The organism is Streptomyces djakartensis (genome assembly GCF_014651075.1).
Lineage (GTDB): Bacteria > Actinomycetota > Actinomycetes > Streptomycetales > Streptomycetaceae > Streptomyces > Streptomyces djakartensis.
On record NZ_BMWE01000010.1, the window covers coordinates 33486 to 56332 of the forward strand.

General features: G+C 72.3%; 20 protein-coding genes. 10 read left to right on the forward strand and 10 right to left on the reverse strand.

Annotated features, from left to right (window positions below; genetic code table 11):
• Positions 1 to 12: 12 nt before the first annotated feature.
• Positions 13 to 594, forward strand: coding sequence for a sigma-70 family RNA polymerase sigma factor (locus tag IE212_RS18330; protein WP_190198955.1), 582 nt, complete (start codon positions 13 to 15; stop codon positions 592 to 594).
• On the forward strand, positions 591 to 1961 hold the full coding sequence (locus tag IE212_RS18335) for a zf-HC2 domain-containing protein (RefSeq protein ID WP_190198956.1): 1371 nt from the start codon (positions 591 to 593) through the stop codon (positions 1959 to 1961). Before IE212_RS18330 ends, IE212_RS18335 begins: the two co-directional genes overlap by 4 nt.
• Positions 1962 to 2058: 97 nt before the next feature.
• On the opposite strand, the gene purU is transcribed toward IE212_RS18335, so the two are convergent.
• Together purU and IE212_RS18345 are read right to left on the reverse strand one after the other, a co-directional pair.
• Positions 2059 to 2940 (reverse strand): formyltetrahydrofolate deformylase, encoded by an 882-nt coding sequence (gene purU / locus IE212_RS18340; RefSeq protein ID WP_190198957.1) that lies wholly within the window; start codon positions 2938 to 2940, stop codon positions 2059 to 2061.
• A 46-nt stretch (positions 2941 to 2986) separates the two neighbouring features.
• Positions 2987 to 3487, reverse strand: coding sequence for an SCO4402 family protein (locus tag IE212_RS18345; protein ID WP_190198958.1), 501 nt, complete (start codon positions 3485 to 3487; stop codon positions 2987 to 2989).
• A gap of 117 nt (positions 3488 to 3604) precedes the next feature.
• On the opposite strand from IE212_RS18345, the gene IE212_RS18350 reads away from it, so the two are divergent.
• On the forward strand, positions 3605 to 4915 hold the full coding sequence (locus IE212_RS18350) for an ABC transporter substrate-binding protein (protein WP_190198959.1): 1311 nt from the start codon (positions 3605 to 3607) through the stop codon (positions 4913 to 4915).
• 32 nt (positions 4916 to 4947) lie between these two features.
• Here IE212_RS18350 and IE212_RS18355 read toward each other — a convergent pair whose 3' ends face one another.
• Positions 4948 to 6699 carry a hypothetical protein gene (locus tag IE212_RS18355; protein ID WP_190198960.1) on the reverse strand — a complete coding sequence of 584 codons (1752 nt, stop codon included), beginning with the start codon at positions 6697 to 6699 and terminating at the stop codon, positions 4948 to 4950.
• Positions 6700 to 6900: 201 nt separating this feature from the next.
• A complete protein-coding gene (locus IE212_RS18360; protein WP_190198961.1) occupies positions 6901 to 8286 on the reverse strand; it encodes an NsdA family TPR-like regulatory protein in 1386 nt (461 codons plus the stop codon).
• A 307-nt stretch (positions 8287 to 8593) separates the two neighbouring features.
• On the opposite strand from IE212_RS18360, the gene IE212_RS18365 reads away from it, so the two are divergent.
• The 3 genes from IE212_RS18365 (at position 8594) to IE212_RS18375 (ending at position 11747) form a co-directional block, all read left to right on the forward strand.
• Positions 8594 to 9256, forward strand: a complete 663-nt coding sequence (locus IE212_RS18365; protein ID WP_190199185.1) for a bifunctional DNA primase/polymerase — start codon at positions 8594 to 8596, stop codon at positions 9254 to 9256.
• Between the two features lie 110 nt (positions 9257 to 9366).
• Positions 9367 to 10158: an ABC transporter ATP-binding protein gene (locus tag IE212_RS18370; protein ID WP_190198962.1), complete on the forward strand. Its 792-nt coding sequence runs from the start codon at positions 9367 to 9369 to the stop codon at positions 10156 to 10158.
• The gene (locus IE212_RS18375) at positions 10155 to 11747 is read left to right on the forward strand and encodes a transporter (RefSeq protein WP_229864421.1); all 1593 of its coding nucleotides are present in this window, start codon (positions 10155 to 10157) and stop codon (positions 11745 to 11747) included. The genes IE212_RS18370 and IE212_RS18375 overlap by 4 nt, the downstream gene beginning before the upstream one ends.
• 20 nt (positions 11748 to 11767) lie before the next feature.
• Here IE212_RS18375 and IE212_RS18380 read toward each other — a convergent pair whose 3' ends face one another.
• Together IE212_RS18380 and IE212_RS18385 are read right to left on the reverse strand one after the other, a co-directional pair.
• Positions 11768 to 12694: an alpha/beta fold hydrolase gene (locus IE212_RS18380; protein WP_190198963.1), complete on the reverse strand. Its 927-nt coding sequence runs from the start codon at positions 12692 to 12694 to the stop codon at positions 11768 to 11770.
• 642 nt (positions 12695 to 13336) lie between these two features.
• A complete protein-coding gene (locus IE212_RS18385; RefSeq protein ID WP_190198964.1) occupies positions 13337 to 14029 on the reverse strand; it encodes an iron-dependent transcriptional repressor DtxR in 693 nt (230 codons plus the stop codon).
• Between the two features lie 271 nt (positions 14030 to 14300).
• Here IE212_RS18385 and IE212_RS18390 point away from each other — a divergent pair, with 271 nt between their 5' ends.
• Positions 14301 to 15056, forward strand: a complete 756-nt coding sequence (locus IE212_RS18390; protein WP_190198965.1) for an SIS domain-containing protein — start codon at positions 14301 to 14303, stop codon at positions 15054 to 15056.
• A gap of 35 nt (positions 15057 to 15091) precedes the next feature.
• On the opposite strand, the gene IE212_RS18395 is transcribed toward IE212_RS18390, so the two are convergent.
• On the reverse strand, positions 15092 to 16558 hold the full coding sequence (locus IE212_RS18395; RefSeq protein ID WP_190198966.1) for a PAS domain-containing protein: 1467 nt from the start codon (positions 16556 to 16558) through the stop codon (positions 15092 to 15094).
• Between the two features lie 673 nt (positions 16559 to 17231).
• Here IE212_RS18395 and iscB point away from each other — a divergent pair.
• Together iscB and IE212_RS18405 are read left to right on the forward strand one after the other, a co-directional pair.
• Entirely contained in the window at positions 17232 to 18590 is a 1359-nt protein-coding gene (gene iscB / locus IE212_RS18400; RefSeq protein WP_268250737.1) for an RNA-guided endonuclease IscB, read from the forward strand.
• A gap of 262 nt (positions 18591 to 18852) precedes the next feature.
• On the forward strand, positions 18853 to 19326 hold the full coding sequence (locus IE212_RS18405; protein ID WP_190199187.1) for an HIT family protein: 474 nt from the start codon (positions 18853 to 18855) through the stop codon (positions 19324 to 19326).
• A gap of 51 nt (positions 19327 to 19377) precedes the next feature.
• Here IE212_RS18405 and IE212_RS18410 read toward each other — a convergent pair whose 3' ends face one another.
• Positions 19378 to 20478: a citrate synthase 2 gene (locus tag IE212_RS18410; RefSeq protein WP_190198968.1), complete on the reverse strand. Its 1101-nt coding sequence runs from the start codon at positions 20476 to 20478 to the stop codon at positions 19378 to 19380.
• 287 nt (positions 20479 to 20765) lie between these two features.
• Between IE212_RS18410 and pdxH the strand changes: the two genes are divergently transcribed.
• A complete protein-coding gene (pdxH, locus tag IE212_RS18415; RefSeq protein WP_190198969.1) occupies positions 20766 to 21434 on the forward strand; it encodes a pyridoxamine 5'-phosphate oxidase in 669 nt (222 codons plus the stop codon).
• Between the two features lie 15 nt (positions 21435 to 21449).
• On the opposite strand, the gene IE212_RS18420 is transcribed toward pdxH, so the two are convergent.
• Both IE212_RS18420 and IE212_RS18425 read right to left on the reverse strand, forming a co-directional pair.
• Positions 21450 to 22067 (reverse strand): TetR/AcrR family transcriptional regulator, encoded by a 618-nt coding sequence (locus IE212_RS18420; RefSeq protein WP_190198970.1) that lies wholly within the window; start codon positions 22065 to 22067, stop codon positions 21450 to 21452.
• Between the two features lies 1 nt (position 22068).
• Entirely contained in the window at positions 22069 to 22809 is a 741-nt protein-coding gene (locus tag IE212_RS18425) for an enoyl-CoA hydratase family protein (protein ID WP_190198971.1), read from the reverse strand.
• Positions 22810 to 22847 lie beyond the last annotated feature (38 nt).

Sequence of the window (22847 nt, forward strand, 5' to 3'; positions counted from 1 at the left end):
TGAGGGAGCCGCATGGCGAAAAGGGACGTACCGCCTCGCTGGGACCGCAGGATGCAGCAGCGGCTGGCCCGCGGGGAGGCGGCCGCCCTCGGGGAGCTCTACGACCGGTTCGCCTCCCTCGTGCACGGCCTCGCCCACCGCGTGCTCGGCGACGAACGCGCCGCCGACAACATCACGCGCGAGGTCTTCGTCCACATCTGGGAGCATCCGGACTCCTACGACTCCCAGCAGGGCCCCCTGCGCACCTGGGTCGCCGCACTGACCCAGCGCCTGGCCGTCCAGCGCCTGCGCGCCACCGAGACCGCCACCCTCGCCCGCGAAGGCTCCGGCACCACGGAGGAACTGGAGCGCAGGGTGCGCCGGGCCTCGGTCGCCGCCCGGGCCGACTACATCGTCCAGTCCATGCCGGTCCCGCTCCGCTCGGCCCTGGAGCGGGCCTACTTCCAGCGCCGCGACTACCACCAGACCGCCGCCGACCTCGGCATCACCGAGGAGGAGGCCCGCCGTCGCCTCCGCCTCGGCCTGCAACTGCTGTCCACCGCCCACGACTCCGAGGCTCCGGGCGCACCGCCCGGATACGGGGGTGCGGCGTGAACGGGCCGGACCGGTTCGAGGCGTACGACGACCACGAGGGAGAGGACAGCCACGAGGAGCTCGGCGGCCATGAGAAGCGGGACAACATCCGTAACGAGAACGGCATTCGGGATGAAAGGCGCGAAAGCGGGCCAGGGGGACCCGGGCCCGGCGACGAGCAGGGAGCCGGAGACCGGCAGCCGCCGCAAATACCCATGCCCCGGGCCTCCGTCGAGGACGGCTCGCTGCCGCTGCCCGCACCCCCGCCGCCGGTACGGCCCGTGCTCGAACACCCCGTGCTGAAGTCCCTGCTCGGCGCCTGGGCGCTGGCCGCGTGCCCGGCCGAGGAGGCCGCGGCCGTCGAGTCGCACCTCGGCGAGTGCGGCGCGTGTGCCGACGAGGCACGGCGGCTGCGCGAGGCGGTCGGGCTGCTGCAGCGCCCGGAGAGTCTCGACCTGGACCCGGGACTGCGCACCCGCGTCCTGGAGTCCTGCCTGGAGCGGCGTCCGCCACGCGTCCCGGTGCCGGACTGGGCGGTCGCGTACGACGCGGAGACCGCGCGCCTGGACGCCCTGCTCCAGGACTTCGGTGACGCCGAGTGGCACGCGCCGGTACGGCTGCGCTGGTTCCGGGGCGACGAGCCGACCAGCCGGCGCACCACCGTCGCCGGGGTCATCGCCCACCTGCTCAGCGTCGACGGGCTGGTGGCGGTCGCGCTCGGCCTGGACGACCCCCTGGGCGACGTCGCGTCCCCGCACCCGACCCCGGCGGCCCGTACCGAGGCGTACTGGCGCGCCTCCCACTTCCCGCCCACCCGTGCGGTGCGGGTGCCCTGGCGGGAACAGAGCCACCGCCTCGTCCGCACCGTGTCCTTCACGGGCGGCGGCTTCGACGGGACGCGCGTGCGGTACGGCGACTTCGAGCTGCCCCTGCACGACGCGATGCTCGACCGGGCCTTCGAGTGCTGGGTGCACGCGGAGGACATCGCGGACGCCGTGGACTACCCCTTCGACCCGCCGTCCCCGCGCCATCTGCACCGGATGATCGACCTGGCGGCCCGCATGCTCCCGATCGCCCTGGCCCACCGTCGCAGCACGGGCCTCGCCGCCCCCGCCCGGCAACGCCTGGTGGCGGCCGGTGAACCGGGCCGCAGCCTCCGCCTGGAGATCGAGGGCTCGGGCGGCGGCGAGTGGCTGATCCCGCTGGACTCCCCCGCGGCCAAGGGCTCCGCCGAACACGAGGTGGCCCACGTCGCCCTGGACGGAGTCGAGTTCTGCCACCTGGCAGCGGGCCACGTACCTCCCCAGGAGGCGGCGGCCGGTCAGGTGGGAGACAAGGAAGCGATCAGAGACGTCCTGTTCGCCGCCGCTTCACTGAGCAGGATGTAGAAACGGACCGCAGGGGCACGCCCTCAGGGGCGCGGGGAACTGCGCGACAAGCCACAACCAACCGGCACCCGCCGACGAAACAGGACGAACCGAGCTGTCAGGCGAAAATCACAGTCCGCCGCCCATTCGGCAGAATCCGCCGCTCCGCATGCCACTTCACCGCCCGCGCCAGCGCCTGGCACTCCACGTCCCGCCCGATCGCGACCAGCCCCTCCGGCGTCACGTCGTGCCCCACCCGCTCGACCTCCTGCTCGATGATCGGCCCCTCGTCGAGATCAGCCGTCACGTAGTGAGCAGTGGCCCCGATCAGCTTCACACCCCGGGCGTGAGCCTGGTGATACGGCTTCGCCCCCTTGAAGCTCGGCAGGAACGAGTGGTGGATGTTGATGATCCGCCCGGAGAGCGCCTTGCACAGGTCGTCCGACAGCACCTGCATGTACCGCGCCAGGACGACGAGCTCGACACCCTCCTCCCGCACGATGTCCAGCAGCCGGGCCTCCGCCTCCGCCTTCGTGTCCTTGGTCACCGGAATGTGGTGGAAGGGGATGTTGTACGAGCTCACCAGCTCCGCGAAGTCCGTGTGATTGGAGACCACACCGGCGATCTCCACGGGGAGCGCCCCCGTCCGCGCCCGGAACAGCAGGTCGTTCAGGCAGTGCCCGAACTTGCTGACCATCAGCAGGATGCGCATCTTCTCGTCGGCCCGGTTGATCTGCCACTCCATCTGGAAGGAGTCACCGATCGCCGCGAAGCTGGCCCGCAGCTTCTCCAGGCTCACCGGCGCGTCCGCCGAGAAGTGGACGCGCATGAAGAACAGACCCGTGTCGTGGTCACCGAACTGCTGGCTGTCCTCGATGTTGCAGCCGGTCATGAACAGGTAGCTCGACACGGCGTGCACGATGCCCTTCCGGTCCGGGCAGGAAAGGGTGAGGACGTACTGGTCGGCCGGGACCGCGGCGCTGGTGGACTGCTCGTTCATGCAGGACAGGGTCCCACAAGGGACGAGAGCACCGGCAACCGTCCCGCTACGCGGACCTCGTCATGATCCGCAGCACCTCGAGGCTGCGCGGCGGCGCGTCCGGCTCCTCACCGTCGCTCGTGGCGAGCCGCAGATGCGCGTCCCGGGCCGCCCGGACCGCCTCCGGCCACCCCTGGTGCTCGAGATACGCGGCGACCGGCGCGTCCGGCCCGACCTGGTGCATGATCCGCAGCACCCGCAGCACGGCGGTGTCGACGAGGGCCGCCTCCTCCGGGTCGCGGAAGATCGTGCCGACGTACTTCTCGGCGGACCAGTGGTCCAGCCAGGTGTCCTCCACCAGGCGGTACACCGCGTCGGTCACGTCGCCGTAGCCGTCCACGCCGGCCAGCCAGACGTCCCGCTGGAACGCGGGATCGGAAAGCATGTGCAGCGCCGAGCGCACGTTGCTGCGCCAGCGCCACCACGGCATGTCATTGGCAGGCATGCCGCCCATGGTGGATGAGCGACGGCCACGACGGGAAGAGTTCTCCGAAGCTTGCACGGTCATCGATCGTACGTTCCCTTCCACATCGGGCACATCCACCCCCGCAATTCACCTGCGCGTCACCGATTGTTACCCCTGGATCACTCACGGGTTAGCCGTGTGGCGAAAGCGTGGGGACCCATGACCGGCAGGCGACGCAAGCGCAGCACATTCCTCCCCGGCCTCCTCACCCGTCACGCCAGAAAAGGCGTCCTCCCCGCGGGGGCCGCGGTCGCGTGCGCGTCGCTGCTCGCCGGCTGCGGCGTCGTCCCCGGCACCACGGGGGGTACCGGGGACGAGCCGATCACCGTCATGACCTGGGCCCCCCAGGACACCAAGGCGACCAACAAGCCCGGCATGCCCGCCTTCGCCCGCGCCTATGCCCGCTGGGTCAACGCCAAGGGCGGAATCAACGGACGCAAGCTCAACGTGCTGACCTGCAACGACCACAACGACAGCGTGGCCGCGGCGAAGTGCGCCCGGCGGGCCGCCAAGGAGAACGCGGTCGCGGTCGTGGGCTCCTACAGCCAGTACGCCGACTCCTTCTTCCCATCCCTGGAGGGCGCGGGCATCCCCTACATCGGTGGCTACGGCATCACCAACGCCGAGTTCACCAGCCCCCTGTCCTACCCCGTGAACGGCGGCCAGCCCGCGCTGCTGGCCGGGCTCGGCCGCGCCCTCGCCGACTGCGGGCCGGTCGCGCTGATCCGGCCCGACACCATCGCCGGCGACCAGCTGCCCCCGCTGCTCGACTCCGGCCTGAAGGCGGGCGGGCACCCGGCCTCGAAGGACCAGCGGGCCGCGGAGGACGCCACCGAGTACGACGGCCAGGCCGCGCGGGCGCTGCGTACGACGACCGCAGAGCGGGGCGAGGAAGGGTGTGTGGTGCCCGCGCTCGGGGACCGCAACGGCAACTTCATGGACTCCTTCCGGCGGGCCCGCGAGGACTATCCCGACGTACGGACGGCGGCCGTGCTCGGCAGTGTCGACCAGACGGTGATCGACGCGACCGGCGGGGCGTCGGGGCCGTACGAGGGCTCGTACATCACCGGTTGGTATCCCGTGGCGAGCGATGCCCGCTGGGACAGGATGAAGCGGGTGATCGAGCAGGAGGCCTTCGGCGACAACCGCATCGACGCCGCGGACGCCGGGGTGCAGACCACGTGGATCGCCTACACCGTGTTCCACCAGGTCGTCGAGTCGCTCGGCACCGGGGATGTGACCGCCGACACGGTGACCGAGGCCCTCGACGACGGCCTGGAGGTCACCACGGGCGGGCTCACGCCGACGCTGCGGTGGCGGTTCCAGGACGAGCTCGCCTCCGTCGGCTTCCCGCGGCTGGTCAACGCGAACGTGACGCTCCAGGTGGTGCGGGACGGGCGGCTGGTGTCGGCGCGCAAGGGCTTCGTCGACACGACGCGAACGCTCCAGGACGCCGACGTGAACTACTAGGCGCCCGGCGGTTCACGCCGCATCACCTCACGTCACAACTGCGTCGGCTGACGCTCGGTCAGCCCGTACCGCTTGGCGATCCCGTTCCACAGACCGGCCGCCTTGGCCTTCTCGGTGCTCGCGACACCGCTGGCCCGGTTCCCGGCCTGGGTCTGGCCGGTGACCCGGGCCTGGCCCTTCCTGCAGCCCTTCTTGCCGGCGGTCTGGTCGGCCCAGGCCGCGTAGTGGTTGTCGGCCGAGGCCGAGGCCTGCCACGCCTTGGTGAGGGCCGTGGTCAGCGCGGCGTGGTCGGGCAGTTTGTCGACGGTGATGCCGGAGAGCCGGGTGACCAGGTCGGTGCGCTGCCTGGCCGCGTCGCGCAGGTTCCTGGCGGCCTGGGCGAGGTTGTCGCAACCCTTGACGTCGGCCACCGCGTTGATCACTGTGCTCCTGCTGTCGCCGCTGTCGGCGAGCAGCTTGTCGAGCTCGACCGCCTGTGCCCGGGCCGGGTCGGCGGACGGCGAGGCGGAGTCGTCGGTGGCGGGCGCCGAGGCGGCCACCGTCTTCTTGTCGCCGCCGTCGTCCTCACCGCCTCCCCCACCGGCGAGCATCGCGCCGGCGCCGACACCGAGGACGGCGATGCCGATGCCGACGGCCGCGATGACGGGCACGCGGGAGCCACCGCGGCCACCGCGGCCGGATCGTCCGCCGCGGGGCTCGTCGTGGGGGTCGTAGGAGGGCTGGGGAGCACCGTACGAGGGCGGGGGCTGCTCGATGCGGGGCATCTGCTGGGTGGCGCCCGCCGGGCTGTCCGTACCCCGCTCGCCGCGGAAGAGGTTCTCGAAACCGGCGGGCGGCTGCTGGTCCCCGCCGGTGACCGGCGGAATGTACTGCGTGGCCTCGGCGTCCGGGTTGGAGGCGGGCGGCATCGGCCCGGCCCCGGCGCGCGGCCCGGTCCCCAGGAACGTGGTCGCCTCGGGGTCCTGGGCGGCGGGCATCTCGGGCGGCAGGGCGCCCGGGCCCACCGGGGGTATGTACTGCGTCGCCCCCTCGTCGGCGGAGGCCCTGACGGGCGGCAGATACTGGGTCGCCCCCTCGTCGTAGGCAGCCGGCAGGGGAGCACCCGCGGCCGCCCCGTGCGCCCCCTGCGGGGCACCTGCGGGTGCCTGCCCGTGCGGCTGCGAACCGCCCCCCGCAGCAGGCCCGTACGCCCCCGGGCCCGGCGGCATGCCGTGCCCGGCGGGAGACCCGTACGAGCCGGCGTGCGGCGGCAGGGAGCCGTCCCCGGCAGGGGAGTTGTACGGGTCGGCGGCCGACGGCTGGGGGCCGCCCCCCGCGGCAGGTCCGTACGCACCGGAGCCGGCGGCGGGTCCGTACCCGCCCGGCGCGCCTGAGGCAGGAGTTCCGTAGGCGTCGGGTCCGCCGGCGGGACCGGCGCCCTCCGGAGGCAGCGGGACTCCTCCGGCGGGAGCGCCGTACGGGTTCGGGGGCTGCTCGGGGAGCGCTCCCGGGCCGGGCGCGCCCCAGGCCGGGGGCTCCGTCCACTGCTGGGCCGGCGGGGCCTGCCAGCTCTGGCCCGGCGGCGGGGGCGGGGTCTCCTGGTCGGGGCCCCACGGCTGGCCCCAGGTCTGGCCCTCCGCGGGGGCGCTGGGCTGGGGACCGCCGGCCGAGGGCCGGCCGGCGTGGGCGTCAGCGGGTCCGCCCGTCATGCCCGGCAGCAGGGGCTCGCCACCGTCGGAGGGCAGCACGATGCCTTCGCGCGCGGGGCGCGCCGAGGGCTCCTCGCCCCGTCCACTCTGCGTCACCGGGACTCCTACTTGTGGGGGACCTTGTGAATCGTCGGCTCACGCTACCGGGTCCCCAGAGCCCCGTGCCACGCAGCACCGGGCCCTGCCTCCTGCCCTGTGAGCGCGATAACACCGGCGGGTCACGGCGCGCCGCTCATCCCACCTCCCGCGCGCCGGTCGGCCGTTTCCCGCACGTTCACGCATCCGCCTCCCCTGTGTTCACGCCGCCGTCTGCAGGTCCAGCCGCGCCCCGAACTCCCGTACCACCGCCTCGTCCCGGTACGGCTCCAGCCGCTGCTGGAAGTCCTCCAGGTACTCGGCGCCCCGGTTCGAGCGCAGCCGTTCCAGCAGTTCCACGGCCTTCATGCCGGTGCTGCACGCCTCCTCGATCTCGCGTTGCTGCACCTGCGCCGTGGCCAGCAGCACATAGCCGATGGCCCGGCGGCGCGCCCGCGACTCGGGGTGTCCGGCCAGCGACTCCTGCGCGCACCGCGCCGCCGCGTCGGCCTGCCCCAGGTCCCGGTGGCAGTGGGCCAACTCGTCGGCGAGATAGGCCTGGTCGAAGTGCGCGATCCACACCGGGTCGTCCCCGGCGGCCGGGTCGGCCGCCTCCAGGGCGCTCACCGCGCGCCCGGCCGCTTCCTGGGCGGCGCGCGCATCACCCATCAGGGCGTGCCCGCGCGCCTCCGCCGCGAGGAACATGGACTCCGCGCGAGGTGTCACGCGCCCCCGCGCCCCCTCCTGCGCCGCCCGCGCCAACTGGGCGATCTCCCGCGGGTTTCCGAGCTGCGCCGCGAGATGGCTCATGGAGGCGGCCAGCACATAGCCGCCGTACCCCCGGTCCCCGGCCGCCTGGGCCAGCCGCAGCGCCTGGATGTAGTAGCGCTGGGCCAGACCGGGCTGGCCGGTGTCCACGGCCATGTACCCGGCGAGCTCCGTCAGCCGCGCCACCGCCGCGAACAGGTCCCGCCCCACCGCCTCCCGGTACGAGCCCGCCAGCAGCCCGGAGACGACGCTGTTGAGGTAGTGCACGACGACGGGGCGCACATGCCCGCTGCCGTACTGGTGGTCGAGATCCACCAGTGCCTGCGTCATGGCCCGCACCGCCTGCACGTCGGACTGCCCCACCCGCGGGCCCGCCGTGCGCGACACCTGGCCGTCGGGCGCGGAGATCAGCCAGTCGCGGCTGGGTTCGACCAGCGCGGACGCGGCGACGGAGGAGCCGGACAGGAAGTCCCGTCGCCCCACGTCACTGCGCCACAGCTCGCAGACCTGCTCGATGGCGCCCAGTACCGTCGGCGAGAACTGCAGACCGACGCCCGAGGCGAGGTTCTTGCCGTTGGCCATGCCGATCTCGTCGATCGTGACCGTACGGCCCAGCTTGCGGCCCAGCGCCTCGGCGATGATCGCCGGAGCCCGGCCCCGCGGCTGCTGCCCGCGCAGCCAGCGCGCCACCGACGTCTTGTCGTAGCGCAGGTCGAGACCGTGCTCGGCGCCGCACATGTTGACCCGGCGGGCGAGGCCGGCGTTGGAGCATCCGGCTTCCTGGATGAGCGCCTGCAGCCGTTCGTTCGGCTGACGGGCGACGAGAGGCCTTGCGGCCATGGCGTACCCCCTGAGGCTGCGGTGCCTGCCCACGCACCGAGTTGACGTGTCTTCCGCGGCCGAACCCCTCACGTCCCGGCGAAAAGATCCGGCCGTGAAGATCAATGCCCCGCCGAACAGTCGAAAATGCGAGACATGTGAGGATTGCCGGGGTGACGGCTGGCGCCGGCCCCACTCGTGGCTACCCACCTCGGGCCGTCGGCCCTCCTGCGCGCCCCCGGACATGCACCCATGCGCCCCGAGGTCGGCGCCGGTGCTCCTCCCCGCGCACGCGGGCGGGGCGTAACCCCTGGTGACGACCAGAGTTGTGCTCATCGTGGAAGAGACGATCGCCGGCACCGAAGCCGCTCAGATCCCGAAGCAGCGCGGGGAATCGCTGCTGGAGACCGCCGTTCGCTACGCCGAGGAACGCCATTGGGACGTGTTCCCCGGCACCTGGCTGGAAGCCGCCGACGGCAGCCAGCGCTGCTCCTGCGGTGACGCGGCGTGCCCGGCACCCGGCTCGCACCCGGCGCGCCCGGACTGGGCCACGCAGGCGACGGGCAGCGCGACCGTCGCGCGGCGGATGTGGCAGAAGCAGCCGACGGCGTCGATCCTGCTGCCGACGGGGCGGACGTTCGACGCGATCTCCGTGCCGGAGACGGCCGGGTTTCTCGCGCTCGCGCGGATGGAGCGGATGGAGCTGACGCTCGGGCCGGTGACGTTGACCCCGGATCGGCGGATGGAGTTCTTCGTGCTGCCGGGGGCTTCCGCGAAGGTGCCCGATCTGGTGCGCACGCTGGGGTGGTCGCCCGCGTCGTTGGATCTGACCGTGCTGGGGGAAGGGGCGTACGTGGCCGCGCCGCCCACCCGGTTCGGGTCCCGCGGGGCTGTGCAGTGGGCCTGCCGGCCCACGCCGGCGAATCGGTGGCTGCCGGACGCGGAGGAGTTGATCTCGCCGTTGGCCTACGCGTGCGGTAGGGATCGGTAGCGCCTGATCGTCTGCGTGGTCGCCGTTGCGGCGGCGGCTGCGGGTAGTTCGTGGTTTGTCGCGCAGTCCCCCGCGCCCCTCGGGTTCGGTCCCCCGCCGTAGGGTGCAGGGTGACGGAGGGAGGCGCGGTGGGATCCAGCGCTGTGCGGGTGCGGGGGCTGTGGAAGCGGTTCGGGCAGCAGGTCGCTGTCGCGGGAATCGATCTCGAGTTGCCGGCGGGCAGGTTCATCGGGCTCGTCGGGCCGAACGGGGCCGGGAAGACCACGACCTTGTCGATGGTGACCGGGCTGCTCAGGCCCGACCAGGGCAGCGTCGAGGTGGTCGGGCACGACGTGTGGCGGGACCCCGTCGAGGTGAAGGCGCGGATCGGGGTGCTGCCGGAGGGGCTGCGGCTGTTCGAGCGGCTGTCGGGGCGGGAACTGCTGGCGTACACCGGGCGGTTGCGCGGGCTGCCCGGTGCCGAGGTCGACAAGCGGGCCACTCAGCTCCTCGACGTTCTTGATCTGGCCGGGGCCCAGCACAAACTGGTCGTCGACTACTCGACCGGCATGCGCAAGAAGATCGGGCTCGCCGCCGCTCTCCTCCACAATCCCGAAGTGCTGTTCCTGGACGAGCCGTTCGAGGGCGTCGATCCCGTCTCCGCGCAGACCATCCGGGGCGTGCTGGAGCGGTACACCGCCTCGGGCGCCACGGTCGTGTTCTCTTCCCACGTCATGGAGCTCGTGGAGTCGCTGTGCGACTGGGTCGCCGTGATGGCCGCCGGGCGGATCCGCGCCGCCGGGCCCCTCACCGAGGTGCGGGGCGACGCGCCCTCGCTGCAGCGGGCGTTCCTCGAACTCGTCGGCGCGCAGGGGCGGGACGCCGGGTCCGACCTCGACTGGCTGGGCGGCGGGTCCCGGTGAGCGCCTCGCCCATCACCCCCGTCTTCGTACGGCTGAAGCTGTCGCTGCTGCGCAACGGGCTGCGCCGGTCGGGCGGACGCAAGGCCGCCTACATCGCCTCGGCCGTCTTCGCCCTGCTGTTCGCCGCACTGCAGTTGATCGGTCTGATCGCGCTGCGCGGGCACGCGCACGTCGAGTCGCTGGTCGTGCCCGCCGTGGCGGTGCTGGGGCTCGGGTGGGCGGTGATGCCGCTGTTCTTCCCCAGCGGTGACGAGACCCTCGACCCGACCCGGCTGGTGATGCTGCCGCTGCGCCCCCGGCCGCTGGTGCGGGCCCTGCTCACGGCCTCGCTGGTCGGCATCGGGCCGCTGTTCACGCTGTTGCTGCTGATCGGTTCCGTGGCCGCGGTGGCCCGGGGCGGTGCGGCGTTCGTGACCGGTGTCCTCGCGGTCGTCCTGGCGCTGCTGGTGTGCCTGGCCCTGGCGCGGGCCGTCGCCGCGGCCAACGTACGGCTGCTGGCCAGCCGCAAGGGCCGGGACCTCGCGGTGCTGAGCGGGCTCGTCATCGCGGTCGGCGCGCAGATCGTCAACTTCGGCGCGCAGCGGCTCGGAGCCGCGGGGCTCGGCGAGCTGGACCCGGTGGGGAACGTGCTGCAGTGGGTGCCGCCCGCCTCGGCGATCGCGGCCGTGCACGCGGTGGGCGAGGGGTCGTACGGGCGGGCCGTCGTCCAACTGACGCTGACCGCGGGCGCGCTGGTGGCGCTGCTCGCGGTGTGGTCACGGCATCTGACCAAGCTGATGACCTCGCCCGACGAGTCGACCCTGGCAGGCACCGAGACGGCCGTGCGCGAACGGTCGTCGGCCGGGCTCGGGCGGTTGCTGCCCCCGGGCCGCACGGGCACGGTCATGGAGCGCGGTCTGCGGTACGTGTGGCGCGACCCGAAGACCAAGGCGGCCTGGGTGACATCGCTGGCCATCGGGCTGCTCGTGCCGGTCTTCAACGCCTGGCAGGGCACCGGGTCGGTGTACTTCGCGTGCTTCGCCGCCGGGATGCTCGGCGTCCAGATGTACAACCAGTTCGGGCAGGACACCTCCGCGTTCTGGATCGTCGCGCTGACCATCTCGTCGCCCCGCGACGCCTACGTGGAGCTGCGCGCCCGCGCGCTGGCCCTGCTGCTGATCACCCTGCCGTACGCCACGCTCGTCACCGTGCTGACGACCGCCGTGCTCGGCGACTGGCGGCGGCTGCCCGAGGCGCTGGGGCTGTCCTTCGCGCTGCTCGGCGCGATGCTCGCGACCGGGGCCTGGACGTCCGCCCGCTTCCCCTACTCCATCCCGCAGGAGGGCTACAAGAACGTCGCCCCGGGGCAGGCCGGGCTCGCCTGGATCTCCGTCTTCGGCGGGACGATCGCGGCCGCGGTGCTGTGCGCGCCCGTCATCGCGCTCACCATCTGGCTGAACGTGAGCGCGCGGGGTGACGACTGGACGTGGCTGGTGTTCCCGGTGGGCACGGCGTACGGGGCGGTGCTCACCGCGGTGGGACTGCGGCTGGCCGCTCCGCCGACGGCACGTCGGCTGCCGGAGATCCTGGCGGCGGTCAGCAAGGGCTGACCCGGGCTTCCGGCCCGGACTCAGTCGGTGTCGAGGCCGTCCAGGAACGGCTGAATGGCCGCGTACCAGGCCTCCGGCTGGTCGTAGTGCACCAGGTGCCCGGCGTCGGCGACCTCCGCGTACTGGCCGCGGGGCAGGACGCGGACCATCTCCTGGGCCTCGGCGCGGCCCAGCTCCCCGTCGAGGCCGCGCACGACCAGGGCCGGGCAGCGGACCTGGGCCAGCTCCTCCCAGTGCGCGTCGTACACCCAGGTCTCGCGGGAGCGGAGCATCTGCTCCGGATCGAAGACAGGGCGCCAGCCGTCCGGGGACTCGGCCATCACCTCGGCGTAGAACTCGCCGCGGGCCGGATTGGGCCGCTCCACCCAGGGGTCGTCCTCGCCGAACCACTTGCGGACGTCGGCGAGGGTGGCGAACGGCAGCGGCCAGGAGTCGAACCACTGGGCCCACTCGCGCTGTGACGCGGCGCCGAGCGCGGAGGCCCGCATGTCGCAGATGATCAGGCCGCGGACCAGGTCGGGACGCCGGGCGGCGAGCTGCCAGGCGGTCAGCGCGCCCATCGCGTGGCCGATCAGGACGACCGGCGCGAGGCCGAGCTGTTCGAGAGCGGCCTCGGCGTCGTCGACGTAGGCGCCGCGGGTGAAGGACGCGTGCGGGGGTTTGTCACTGCGGCCGTGGCCGCGCTGGTCGAGAGCGACCGCCCGGTACCGGCCGGAGAGCCGGCGCGCGGTGGACGCCCAGTGCGAGGCGCGGCCCATGAGGCCGTGCAGTAACAGCACGCCCGGGGAGCCCTCCGGCGCGGGATGCCCGATCTGTGTGCCCTGGTCGTCCCGCGGGCCGCGCGCGTCCAGCGTGCCCTGTGCCGGATCGGGCTTGGGCGGGTCGCCGAACTCCCAGGCCGCGAGGCGTACGCCGCCCGTCCCGGTCACGTCGATGCGTCGCGCCATGTCCTGGCACCCCCCAAGCTTCGCGCGGACCGCGGCCGTCTCGGGCCGGTCGGTCCTGTGAACCGTGTTCTGCCTGCCGTGCCTTTTGCCGTGCTGCCGGTGGTGTGCTGTCAGTGGTGTGCTGTCGGTGATCTCATCGGCTGTGACCGCGGGGTATCTGGGCCCTGCGTCCGCATGCAGACTATCGAATGCCCATTCGAGAATGCGCTTCTCGCGGGCAACACCCCTCGTTCGAGTGACCCTCCCCGGGGATTGATCGCCGCTGCCGGGGGGAGATCTTCAGCGGGAGGCGGACCGCTCGGGGAAACCGGTCCGAGGGGAATGACCCTGAGAGCTCGGGGCTCCGGGTCAGCACAGGGGAGGACAGGCCCCGGCGCCACACGGCGCCGGGGCCTTCCACATCCCGACGGCACATCCTCCCGCCCCCTCCCCGGCCGGGCGACATCGCTGTCGAGCCACGGCCAAGAGCCCCTCAGGTCATATGCCTCACGCGACAGCGTCGCACGGGAACCGCACGAGCGCTGCCCTTCGACGAACCGAAGACCGGATCCGACGCAATCACGCCAACGCCCCGCCGACCCCGTCAAGGAGTCCTCCGCGGGACACAGGCCGGCGCCTGCCCCGCACCGACGGACAGCCGGCTCAGGGCTTGGCGACGAACACGTGGGAAGCGATGTCCGACTCCAGCTCGGCCGCCTCACCGCCGCTGCCGACCAGCACACCACCCGCCGACTCGGTCACACTCACCACCGAGCCGGGCTGCACGCCCGCCCGGCGCAGCGTGTACATCAGCTGCGCGTCCGTCTGGATCGGCTCGCCGATCCGGCGCACCACGACCGTCTTGCCCTCGACACCCGGGTCCAGCGTGGCCAGCGACACCATGCCCTCGTCCAGGAACGGATCGGCGCCGTCCTTCTCGCCGAGCTCCTCCAGACCCGGAATCGGGTTGCCGTACGGCGACTCCGTCGGATGCCGCAACAACTCCAGCACGCGGCGCTCCACGGCCTCGCTCATCACATGCTCCCAGCGGCACGCCTCGGCGTGGACCTGCTCCCACTCCAGACCGATCACGTCGACCAGCAGACACTCGGCGAGCCGGTGCTTGCGCATCACCCTCGTGGCGAGACGACGGCCCTCGTCGGTGAGCTCCAGATGCCGGTCGCTGGCGACGGACACCAGACCGTCACGCTCCATCCGCGCCACCGTCTGGCTCACCGTCGGCCCGCTCTGATCCAGCCGCTCGGCGATACGGGCGCGCATGGGGACCACACCCTCTTCCTCAAGCTCGAGGATGGTGCGGAGATACATCTCCGTGGTGTCGATCAGTCCGGACATACGTGCCCCTCGAATGAGATCTGCCGGAGGCTGGACGGCTCACCGGCGCGTGCGCTGGCCCTGCCACCAATTCTGCCGGATACCACCGACAACCGTGCCGCCGGAGGCACCGCGAAGGTTACGAAGCCCCGGAAACGGGTACAGCCGCCCCCTCCAGGAACTTCCCGGCACCCGGGACGCGCTCCCACGGCCGTATTGACACCGCACTGGTCCAGACCGCACCGTGATCCGCGACACAAGCCCACCGAGGCCGCCCCGAAGGGAACCCCGAATGAGCGATCGCGCCCCGGCCGGCCAGTTCCTCGACGCCGCGATCGGCCTGCTGCAGCGGGTCCGCGACGAGGAGGCCGACAGCATCGCGGCAGCCGGGACGCTCCTCGCCGACACCGTCACCGACGGGGGCCGCCTCTTCGCCTTCGGTGCCGGACACTCCTCCCTCGCCGCCCAGGACCTCGTCTACCGCGCCGGCGGCCTCGCCCTCGTGAACCTGCTCGCCGTGCCGGGCGCCGTCGGCGTCGACGTCATGCCCGCACCGCTCGGCTCCGCCCTGGAACGCGTCGACGGCCTCGCGAGCGCCGTCCTGGACAGCTCCCCGCTCCGCACCGGCGACGCCCTGCTGATCATCTCCCTCTCCGGGCGCAACCCCCTCCCCGTGGAAATGGCCCAGCACGCCCGCGCCCTGGGCGTGAAGGTCATCGGCGTGACCTCGGTGGCGTACGCCTCGCAGACCGAGTCCCGGCACGCCTCGGGCACCTTCCTCAAGGACCACTGCGACCTCGTCCTCGACACGAAGATCGCGGTCGGCGACGCGGAACTCACCCACGACAAGGTGCCCGCGCCCTTCGCCCCCGCCTCCACGGTCGTCACCTCGGCACTCCTCCAGGCCGTCATGGCGACCACGGCCGCCGCCCTCGCCGACCGCGGCACCGAACCCCCGCTGCTGCGCTCCGGGAACGTCGACGGGGGCCACGACTGGAACGCGCGGGTGATGGAGCAGTACGCGGACCGCATCTTCTACCGCCACTGAGACGACCCGCCCCGGCCCGGGGCCACCCCGCCGCGTCACCGCGCGCCTGACAGCCCCGCGAGATCAAGCGCCGCCGCGATCCGGACCGCCACGTCCTCCGCGTACATCGCGTCGGACCGCTCGAAGGCACTGCGCCCCGCGCCCCGCAGGAACGTCACGACGCCCAGCGTCCGGCCCCGGCTGCGCAGCACCGCGCACAGCGCGTGCACCGCGTCCGGCGGCCACTGCCGGGCCAGGGCCCACTCCCGCGCCTCCTCGGCCGGCACCGCGCCCGCACTCGCCCGGAGCGCCCCGGCCCGCTCCACACACTGCAACGCCGGATGCCCCTCGGCATACCGCACGGGCAGGCCCGCCCGGCCCGCCAGCTTGCTCGGCCCCGGCGCACCGGACGGGGTCGCGGCCACCCGCACCAGCCGCACCGGCGGCCCCCCGGCCTCCGCGTCGGCCAGCGCGCCCCCGGCCACCCGGTCTATCAGCGCGTGGTCCGCGAAACCGGCCAGCGCGAAGTCCAGATGGACGGTCGCCGCCTCCGCCGGATCCTCGCACTCGGCGGCGGCCCGCGACGCCCGGTGCAACTGCTGCGCACGGAACCGCAGCAGCGACGCCTCCTGCTCGCCCTGCTTGGCCTCCGTCACGTCCTGGAACAGCCAGCCCACACCCAACGGCACCGGCTCCTCCGCGAGCGGCGACGCCAGCCGCAGGAACCCGCTCCGCCAGCAGCGCCGCCGCTCCCCCTCCGGCGTGCGCACCGTCACCCACACCTCGGCGGGCGCCGGCGGCGCACCCTCCGCCAGCACATGCTGCAGCGCGCTCTCCAGCTCCTCCACACCCTGCGACAGCAGCTCCCCGAGCGGCCGCCCCAGCACCGACGTACGCCCCGTACCCAGCGCCCGCGCCGCGTGCGTGTTCACCACGGCCGGCCGCAGATCGGCGTCCACCAGCACGACGCCCCAGCCGGCGTCCTCGAACAGCGCCTCGCTCAACGCGATCGACCGCTCCAGGTCGATCTGCGTGTGCACCTCGCTGAAGGCGCAGTACACCCCCGTGGGCTTGCCGTCCGGCCCCCGCACCACCGCCGACTGCGTCCGCACGAGCACCCGCCCGCCGTCCTTCGTCAGCAGCGCGAACTCGTGCACCTGACGCCCCGGGGCGTGCATCGCCGCCAGCAGCCGGCCCTCGACCTCCTCGGCGTCCGCGCTGCGCACCGCCCACCCGGCCAGCCCGCGCCGCCCCACGGCCTCCTCCGCGCTCCACCCCAGGATCCGCTCCGCCTCACGGTTCCAATGGGTCACCACCCCGTCGGCGTCGAAGGCGCACAGCGCCGCGTCCATCCCGTCGAGCAGAGCGGCGAGCAGATCCGGACCACCCGGACCCGAACCCTCCCGCTCGGGCTCGTCCGGCCCCAGCTCGTCGGTGGTCCCACTACGCCGGGAAGCACTCACCTGGACCCCCTGCAGGCTGCGTCCGCACGTACGGCACGTCGGTTCGCTACTTGCAATCATTCAACTGGAACGTGACCCAACGCACACCGGGTTCCCACAACATTGCAGGAATCGTTGTACGGGGAGCGCCACGTCAACGTCCCGGGGACGGTTCTCGCTACCCCTTCCCCCACCGCACGTAGGGCTCCATCTCGACCTCGGATCTTTCTGCGGGAGTAGCAGGAAGATCGCCTGAACTTTCGGCGGTTTGCTGCAATTCGCACGAATGAGCGTCTCTGAGGGATAACGCCCTTTCCGCGCAGCACCGATCACTAGTTTCGGTACCCACACGAGAGAGGAGGTCACTCGCTCCCGGGCCAGAAGGCCGTCGAGTGACCAGCCCCAGTCATCACGATCCGCTGGATCAGGGAGGCGCAACCCGATGACTACGTTCCCTGTGGGCGAGCAGACCCACCAGGCTGTGCTTCCTCAGCAGCCTGCTCTGGAATCCGTGGGAGCAGACAACGTTGGGAGCAGCGACGAAACGGCTCACGGACATCCCGCTGCCAAGCGGGACACCGGCAGGGGACATGGGCGAGGGGAGACTGACGGGCCCGGCGCCACGGCCCGTCGGCGTCACGCCACGAGCGCCGTTCCGGCGGCGCAGGAGGCAGCGACCGGGAACGGTGACGTTCCCACGTTGGACCGGGACGACCGGTCCTACACAGGCGGGATCGGTGCAGGCAGGGTCTTCGTGTTGTCCAGGGAGGGGCACCCTCTCATGCCCTGCCATCCCGCCCGTGCGCGCGAACTACTGCACAAGGGACGGGCAAGGGTCGTCCGGCAGGTGCCCTTCGTGATCCGTCTGAAGGACCGCACGCGCGACGAGTCGGAGGTCCAGGGGGTGCAGTTGCGCATCGACCCCGGCTCGAAAGGCACTGGCCTCGTCCTCACCGATGAAAAGAAGGAGTCCCACGACCAGGGTGGTGCCGTCATTACCGTTCGGCGTGGCTTGGTTGCGATCGAGCTGCAGCACCGCGGCGACCAGATCCGGGCCGGCCTACGCCAACGCGCCGGATATCGACGCCGCAGGCGCAGAGCAAACCTCCGCTACCGGTCGTCCCGGTCGGCCAACCGTGCTCGCCGGGCAGGCTGGCTGCCACCCTCCCTGCGCCATCGCGTCGAGACGACCTTCTCTCTGGCCGACCGGCTGTGTCGCTGGGCGCCCGTGACAGAGATCCACGTGGAACGCGCCGCCTTCGACACCCACTCGCTGAGCGCGGGCAGATTCCTGCACGGAACCGAGTACCAGCACGGTCCTCTGACGGGGACCACCGTGCGCGCACACCTGCGAGCAAGGTGGAACGCTGGGTGTGCGTACTGCGGCATGTCCGGCGTGCCCTTGAACGTCGAGCATCTCCGGCCTCGCAGTCGAGGCGGCTCAAACCGAATTTCCAACCTCGTCGTTGCCTGCGTTCCATGCAACAAGGCCAAGGGCAACATGCCGGTCGAGACCTTCCTGGCTCTTCGTCCCGACCGTCTTGCGACGATCCTGTCCCAGGCGAAGGTGCCGCTCGATGACGCCGCCGCCATGAACGCCACAAGCCAACAGCTCACACACGCGCTGGCGGGCCTGGGCAGACCCGTGGACGGCTGGAACAGCCGACTCACCAAGACGAACCGCCTCGCCACAGGCCTCGACAAGACCCACACCCTGGATGCCCTGTGCGTTGGACCTCTTGATCGCGCGGCTGGCGACCGGATCGTAAGTTTCAGCCGCCAGGTGCTGACGGCCAAGGCCAATGGGCGCGGCTCCTACGCCCGCACCACGCCGGACAAGCACGGGTTCCCCCGTCTGCTGCGGACTCGAGCCAAGCAGCACTACGGATACGTCACCGGAGATCTCGTACGCGCTGTCATACCCACCGGCAAGTGGGCTGGGACCTGGACCGGTCGGGTATCGGTGCGGGCCAGGGGGCAGCACAGCCTCACCACACCCACAGGGCGGATCAACGTCTCCCACCGGAATCTCCGGCTTCTCCAACGGGGTGACGGATACGGGTGGGGCGTCCGCCCCGAACCGTCACGGTCAACCTCTCGGAAAATGGGTTGATCGGTGGCCGGGGTGGTTCCTACTCTGTGGCTCACACCCGAAAGGAGGTGATCCGGCAGATGTATGAATCCCGGACGCGTGAGGTGGCTGCGGGCTAGCGGCCCGACACCACACACAGTGCGGTGCCGGACCAGCGCGTGAGCGAGCGCGCAGCCGGCCCAATCTCCAGCAGTCACCCGACCCGCGAGTCGCCGGTACGTCCGGCCGGCTCCTCTCCGGAGGAACCAGACTCGCGGGTCGTCTGCGTTCTCAGGGGGCGATGGTGGTGGATGACTGGCGCACCGATCGGATCGGCAGTGCCCTGCGAGGCCGGAATCCGGCCGTGATGCGAAGGCTCGACGCCGGGTTCGCGGTGATCGGCGATGTGCAGTTTCTGCCCGGCTACTCGGTGCTGCTGACCGACGATCCCTCAGTGGAGCGGCTGTCGGAACTGCCGCGGAGCAGGCGGCTGGCGTTCCTGGGGGACATGGAGCGGCTGGGGGAAGCCGTCGAGCGGGCCTGTCGGCGGGTGGACACGGGGTTTCGCCGGGTCAACCTGGAGATTCTCGGAAACGCCGACGGGTTCCTGCACGCGCATGTGTGGCCGCGGTACGAGTGGGAGCCCGAGGAGCTGGTGCGGCGGCCCGTGTGGCTCTACCCGCGGGAGATGTGGACCGAGGAGCGGTATGCGCTCGGGGCGCGGCACGGTCCGCTGCGGGAGACGCTCGGTGAGGAGCTGGACCGGCTTACGGGGTGAGACGTGCGGACGGCCTCACCCGGAGGCGGGTGAGGCCGTGGGTGGGGCAGGTCAGTGGGCGATGTCCCCGTACCCCTCGATCTCGCGCGGATTGCGGGGGCCGGGGCCGGTGTAGCGGGCCGAGGGGCGGACCAGGCGGCCCGTGCGCTTCTGTTCGAGGATGTGGGCGGACCAGCCGGCCGTGCGGGCGCAGGTGAACATGGACGTGAACATGTGGGCCGGGACCTCGGCGAAGTCCAGGACTATGGCCGCCCAGAACTCGACGTTGGTGGCGAGGACGCGGTCGGGGCGGCGCGCGTGGAGTTCGGCGAGGGCGGCCTTTTCGAGGGCCTCGGCGACCTCGAAGCGGGGGGCTCCCAGTTCGCGGGCGGTGCGGCGCAGGACCCGGGCCCTCGGGTCCTCGGCGCGGTATACGCGGTGGCCGAAGCCCATGAGGCGTTCGCCCTTGTCGAGCGCGTTCTTGACGTAGGCCTCGGCGTCTCCCGTGCGCTCGATCTCCTCGATCATGCCGAGGACCCGGGAGGGGGCGCCGCCGTGCAGCGGGCCGGACATGGCGCCCACGGCGCCGGAGAGGGCCGCAGCGACGTCCGCGCCGGTCGAGGCGATCACGCGGGCCGTGAAGGTGGACGCGTTCATGCCGTGCTCGGCGGCGCTCGTCCAGTACGCGTCCACCGCCGCGACGTGCTTGGGGTCGGGCTCGCCGCGCCAGCGGATCATGAAGCGTTCGACGACGGAGTGGGCCTTGTCGATCTCGCGCTGCGGGACCATGGGCAGGCCCTGGCCGCGGGCGGACTGGGCGACGTAGGACAGGGCCATGACGGCGGCTCGTGCCAGGTCCTCGCGGGCCTCTTCGGCGTCGATGTCGAGGAGGGGTTTCAGGCCCCAGACGGGGGCCAGCATGGCCAGGGCGGACTGGACGTCCACGCGGATGTCGCCGGAGTGCACGGGGATGGGGAAGGGCTCGGCGGGCGGGAGGCCGGGGTTGAAGGCGCCGTCGACGAGCAGCCCCCAGACGTTGCCGAAGGAGACGTGGCCGACGAGGTCCTCGATGTCGACGCCCCGGTACCGGAGGGCGCCGCCCTCCTTGTCCGGTTCGGCGATCTCCGTCTCGAACGCGACGACTCCCTCGAGCCCGGGTACGAAGTCGGACATCAGGCGGCTCCTCGTGATGTGAGTGACGGATGGTGTTGATGTGGGGTGGGACGACGGACCATGTGCCAGTCAGCTTGCGAAGCGGGCGGCCGTCCGGTGGATCCACGGTCGTGCGCGGCGACTCGCGGTCCGGGCCGGTCTCCCCCCTGTGATGCCCCGTGCGGCTGGCGGTCACCCAACCGGAACGGCACCGAAACGATATCCCTGAGTGCCACTGTTGGGGAGAGTTCGCGGCACTCAGTGCCACTCAGTGACGAAGGACACCGTCCGTACGGCAAGATGACCGGGTGACCGACCGCGACGCCGTCCCCTTCGATCTGGCCTCGATGCGCAAGCACTACCGGGCCGAGGGCCTCTCCGAGACCGAGCTGGCCGCCACCCCCGTCGAGCAGTTCGCGCGCTGGTTCAAACAGGCCGCGACGGACGGCGGGCTCTTCGAGCCGAACGCCATGGTCGTCTCGACGGCCGACGCCGAGGGGCGGCCCAGCTCCCGTACGGTGCTGCTGAAGCACTTCGACGAGCAGGGCTTCGTGTTCTACACGAACTACGGCTCCCGCAAGGCGCGCGACCTGGCGGACAACCCGTACGTCTCGCTGCTGTTCCCCTGGCATCCGATGGCCCGGCAGGTCATCGTGTCGGGAGTGGCGCGGCGTACCGGGCGGGAGGAGACGGCGGCGTACTTCCGGACCCGGCCACACGGTTCGCAGCTGGGCGCGTGGGCCAGTGCGCAGTCGTCGGTGGTCGCCACGCGCGCCGACATCGACGCGGCGTACGCCGAGCTGGCCGCGCGCTACCCGGAGGGCGAGCAGGTGCCGGTGCCGCCGCACTGGGGCGGTTTCCGGGTTGCCCCGCGGTCGGTGGAGTTCTGGCAGGGCCGCGAGAACCGGTTGCACGACCGGTTGCGGTACGTGGAGCGGCCGGACGGGAGCTGGCGGGTGGAGCGGCTCGGTCCCTGACGGCTGCCGGGGCTCCTACGGGCGTCGCAGTGCCTCTTCCAGCAGTCCCGCCCACTGCGCCACCACCCGTTCCCGGCGGGAGGTGTCGTCGGTGAGGAGGTTGGCGAGGCCGAGGCCGCGGGCCATGTCGAGGAGGCCCTGGACGGTTTCGCGGACGCCGGGGCGGGTCTCGTCGGCGCCGAGGAGGTCGACCGCTATGCGGTGGGTTTCGCGGCCCACGCGGGATTCGAGTTCGGTGACGCGGGGGCGGAGCTGGTCCTCGTCGGAGGCGGCCACCCAGAGGTGGAGGGCCGCGCGGAACAGCGGTCCGGTGTAGAGGTCGACCAGGGCGGCGACGACCGCGTGGCGGTCTCCGGCGGCGCCCTGCGGGAACAGGGCGCGCAGGGCCGTGGAGCGTTCCTCGGCGACGTACTCGACGGCCGCGGTGAAGAGGTCCTCGCGGGTCGGGAAGTGGTGCTGGGCGGCGCCGCGGGAGACACCGGCGCGTTCGGCGACGACGGAGACCGTGGAGCCGGCCCAGCCGTGTTCCGCGAGGCAGGCGACGGCGGCTTCCAGGAGCCGCTGCCGGGTGGCCCGGCTGCGGTCCTGCTTGGGGACTCGCTCCGCTCGGTCGGCCGTGTTCACACCGCCCATGTCATCGCACCGCCCATGCCGGATCCCGTCGTTCGAGGAAGGCCGTCATCCCCTCGCGGGCCTGCGGGGAGGAGAACAGCCGGGCCGAGAGCGCGGTGAGGTGTGCCGCGTCCCGGTCGAAGGCCTCCAGCACCCTAGCCGTGAGCAGCCGTTTCGTCTCGGCCAGGGCGTCGGGGGCCGCTCGGCGCAGGCCGTCCAGGACGGGGGCCAGGGTCGCGTCGACGTCGTCGCCGTGGGTGGTGATCAGGCCGGTCGTGGTGGCCGCGGCGGCGTCGAGGCGTTCGCCGGTGAGGTAGTAGCGGGCCAGGGCGCGCGGGTCCGTGCGCGGCAGGAGCGGCAGGGAGATGACGGCGGGGGCCACGCCGATGCGGACCTCGGTGAAGGCGAAGGTGGCCTCGGTGGAGGCGGCCGCGATGTCGCAGGCGGCCAGCAGGCCGAGGCCGCCGGCGCGGACGTGGCCGGTGACGCGGGCGACGACCGGTTTGGGCAGTTCGATGATCTGCCGGAGCAGGCCGGTGAGGGCCTCGGGGGGCGGGGGGTCGCGGAGGTCGGCGCCCGCGCTGAAGGTGTTGCCGGTGTGGGTGAGGACGACCGCGCGGACTCCGGTGTCCTCGCCGGCGTCGGTGAGCGCGTCGGCCAGTTCGCCGACCAGGGCCGCCGAGAGGGCGTTGCGGTTGTCCGGTGAGTCGAGGGTGAGGGTTTCGACGGCACGTGTGCGTGCCCTGCTCACCAAGGCGTGCATCGTGTGGTTCCTCCTCCGGCGCGTGGGCCGTCCCGGTG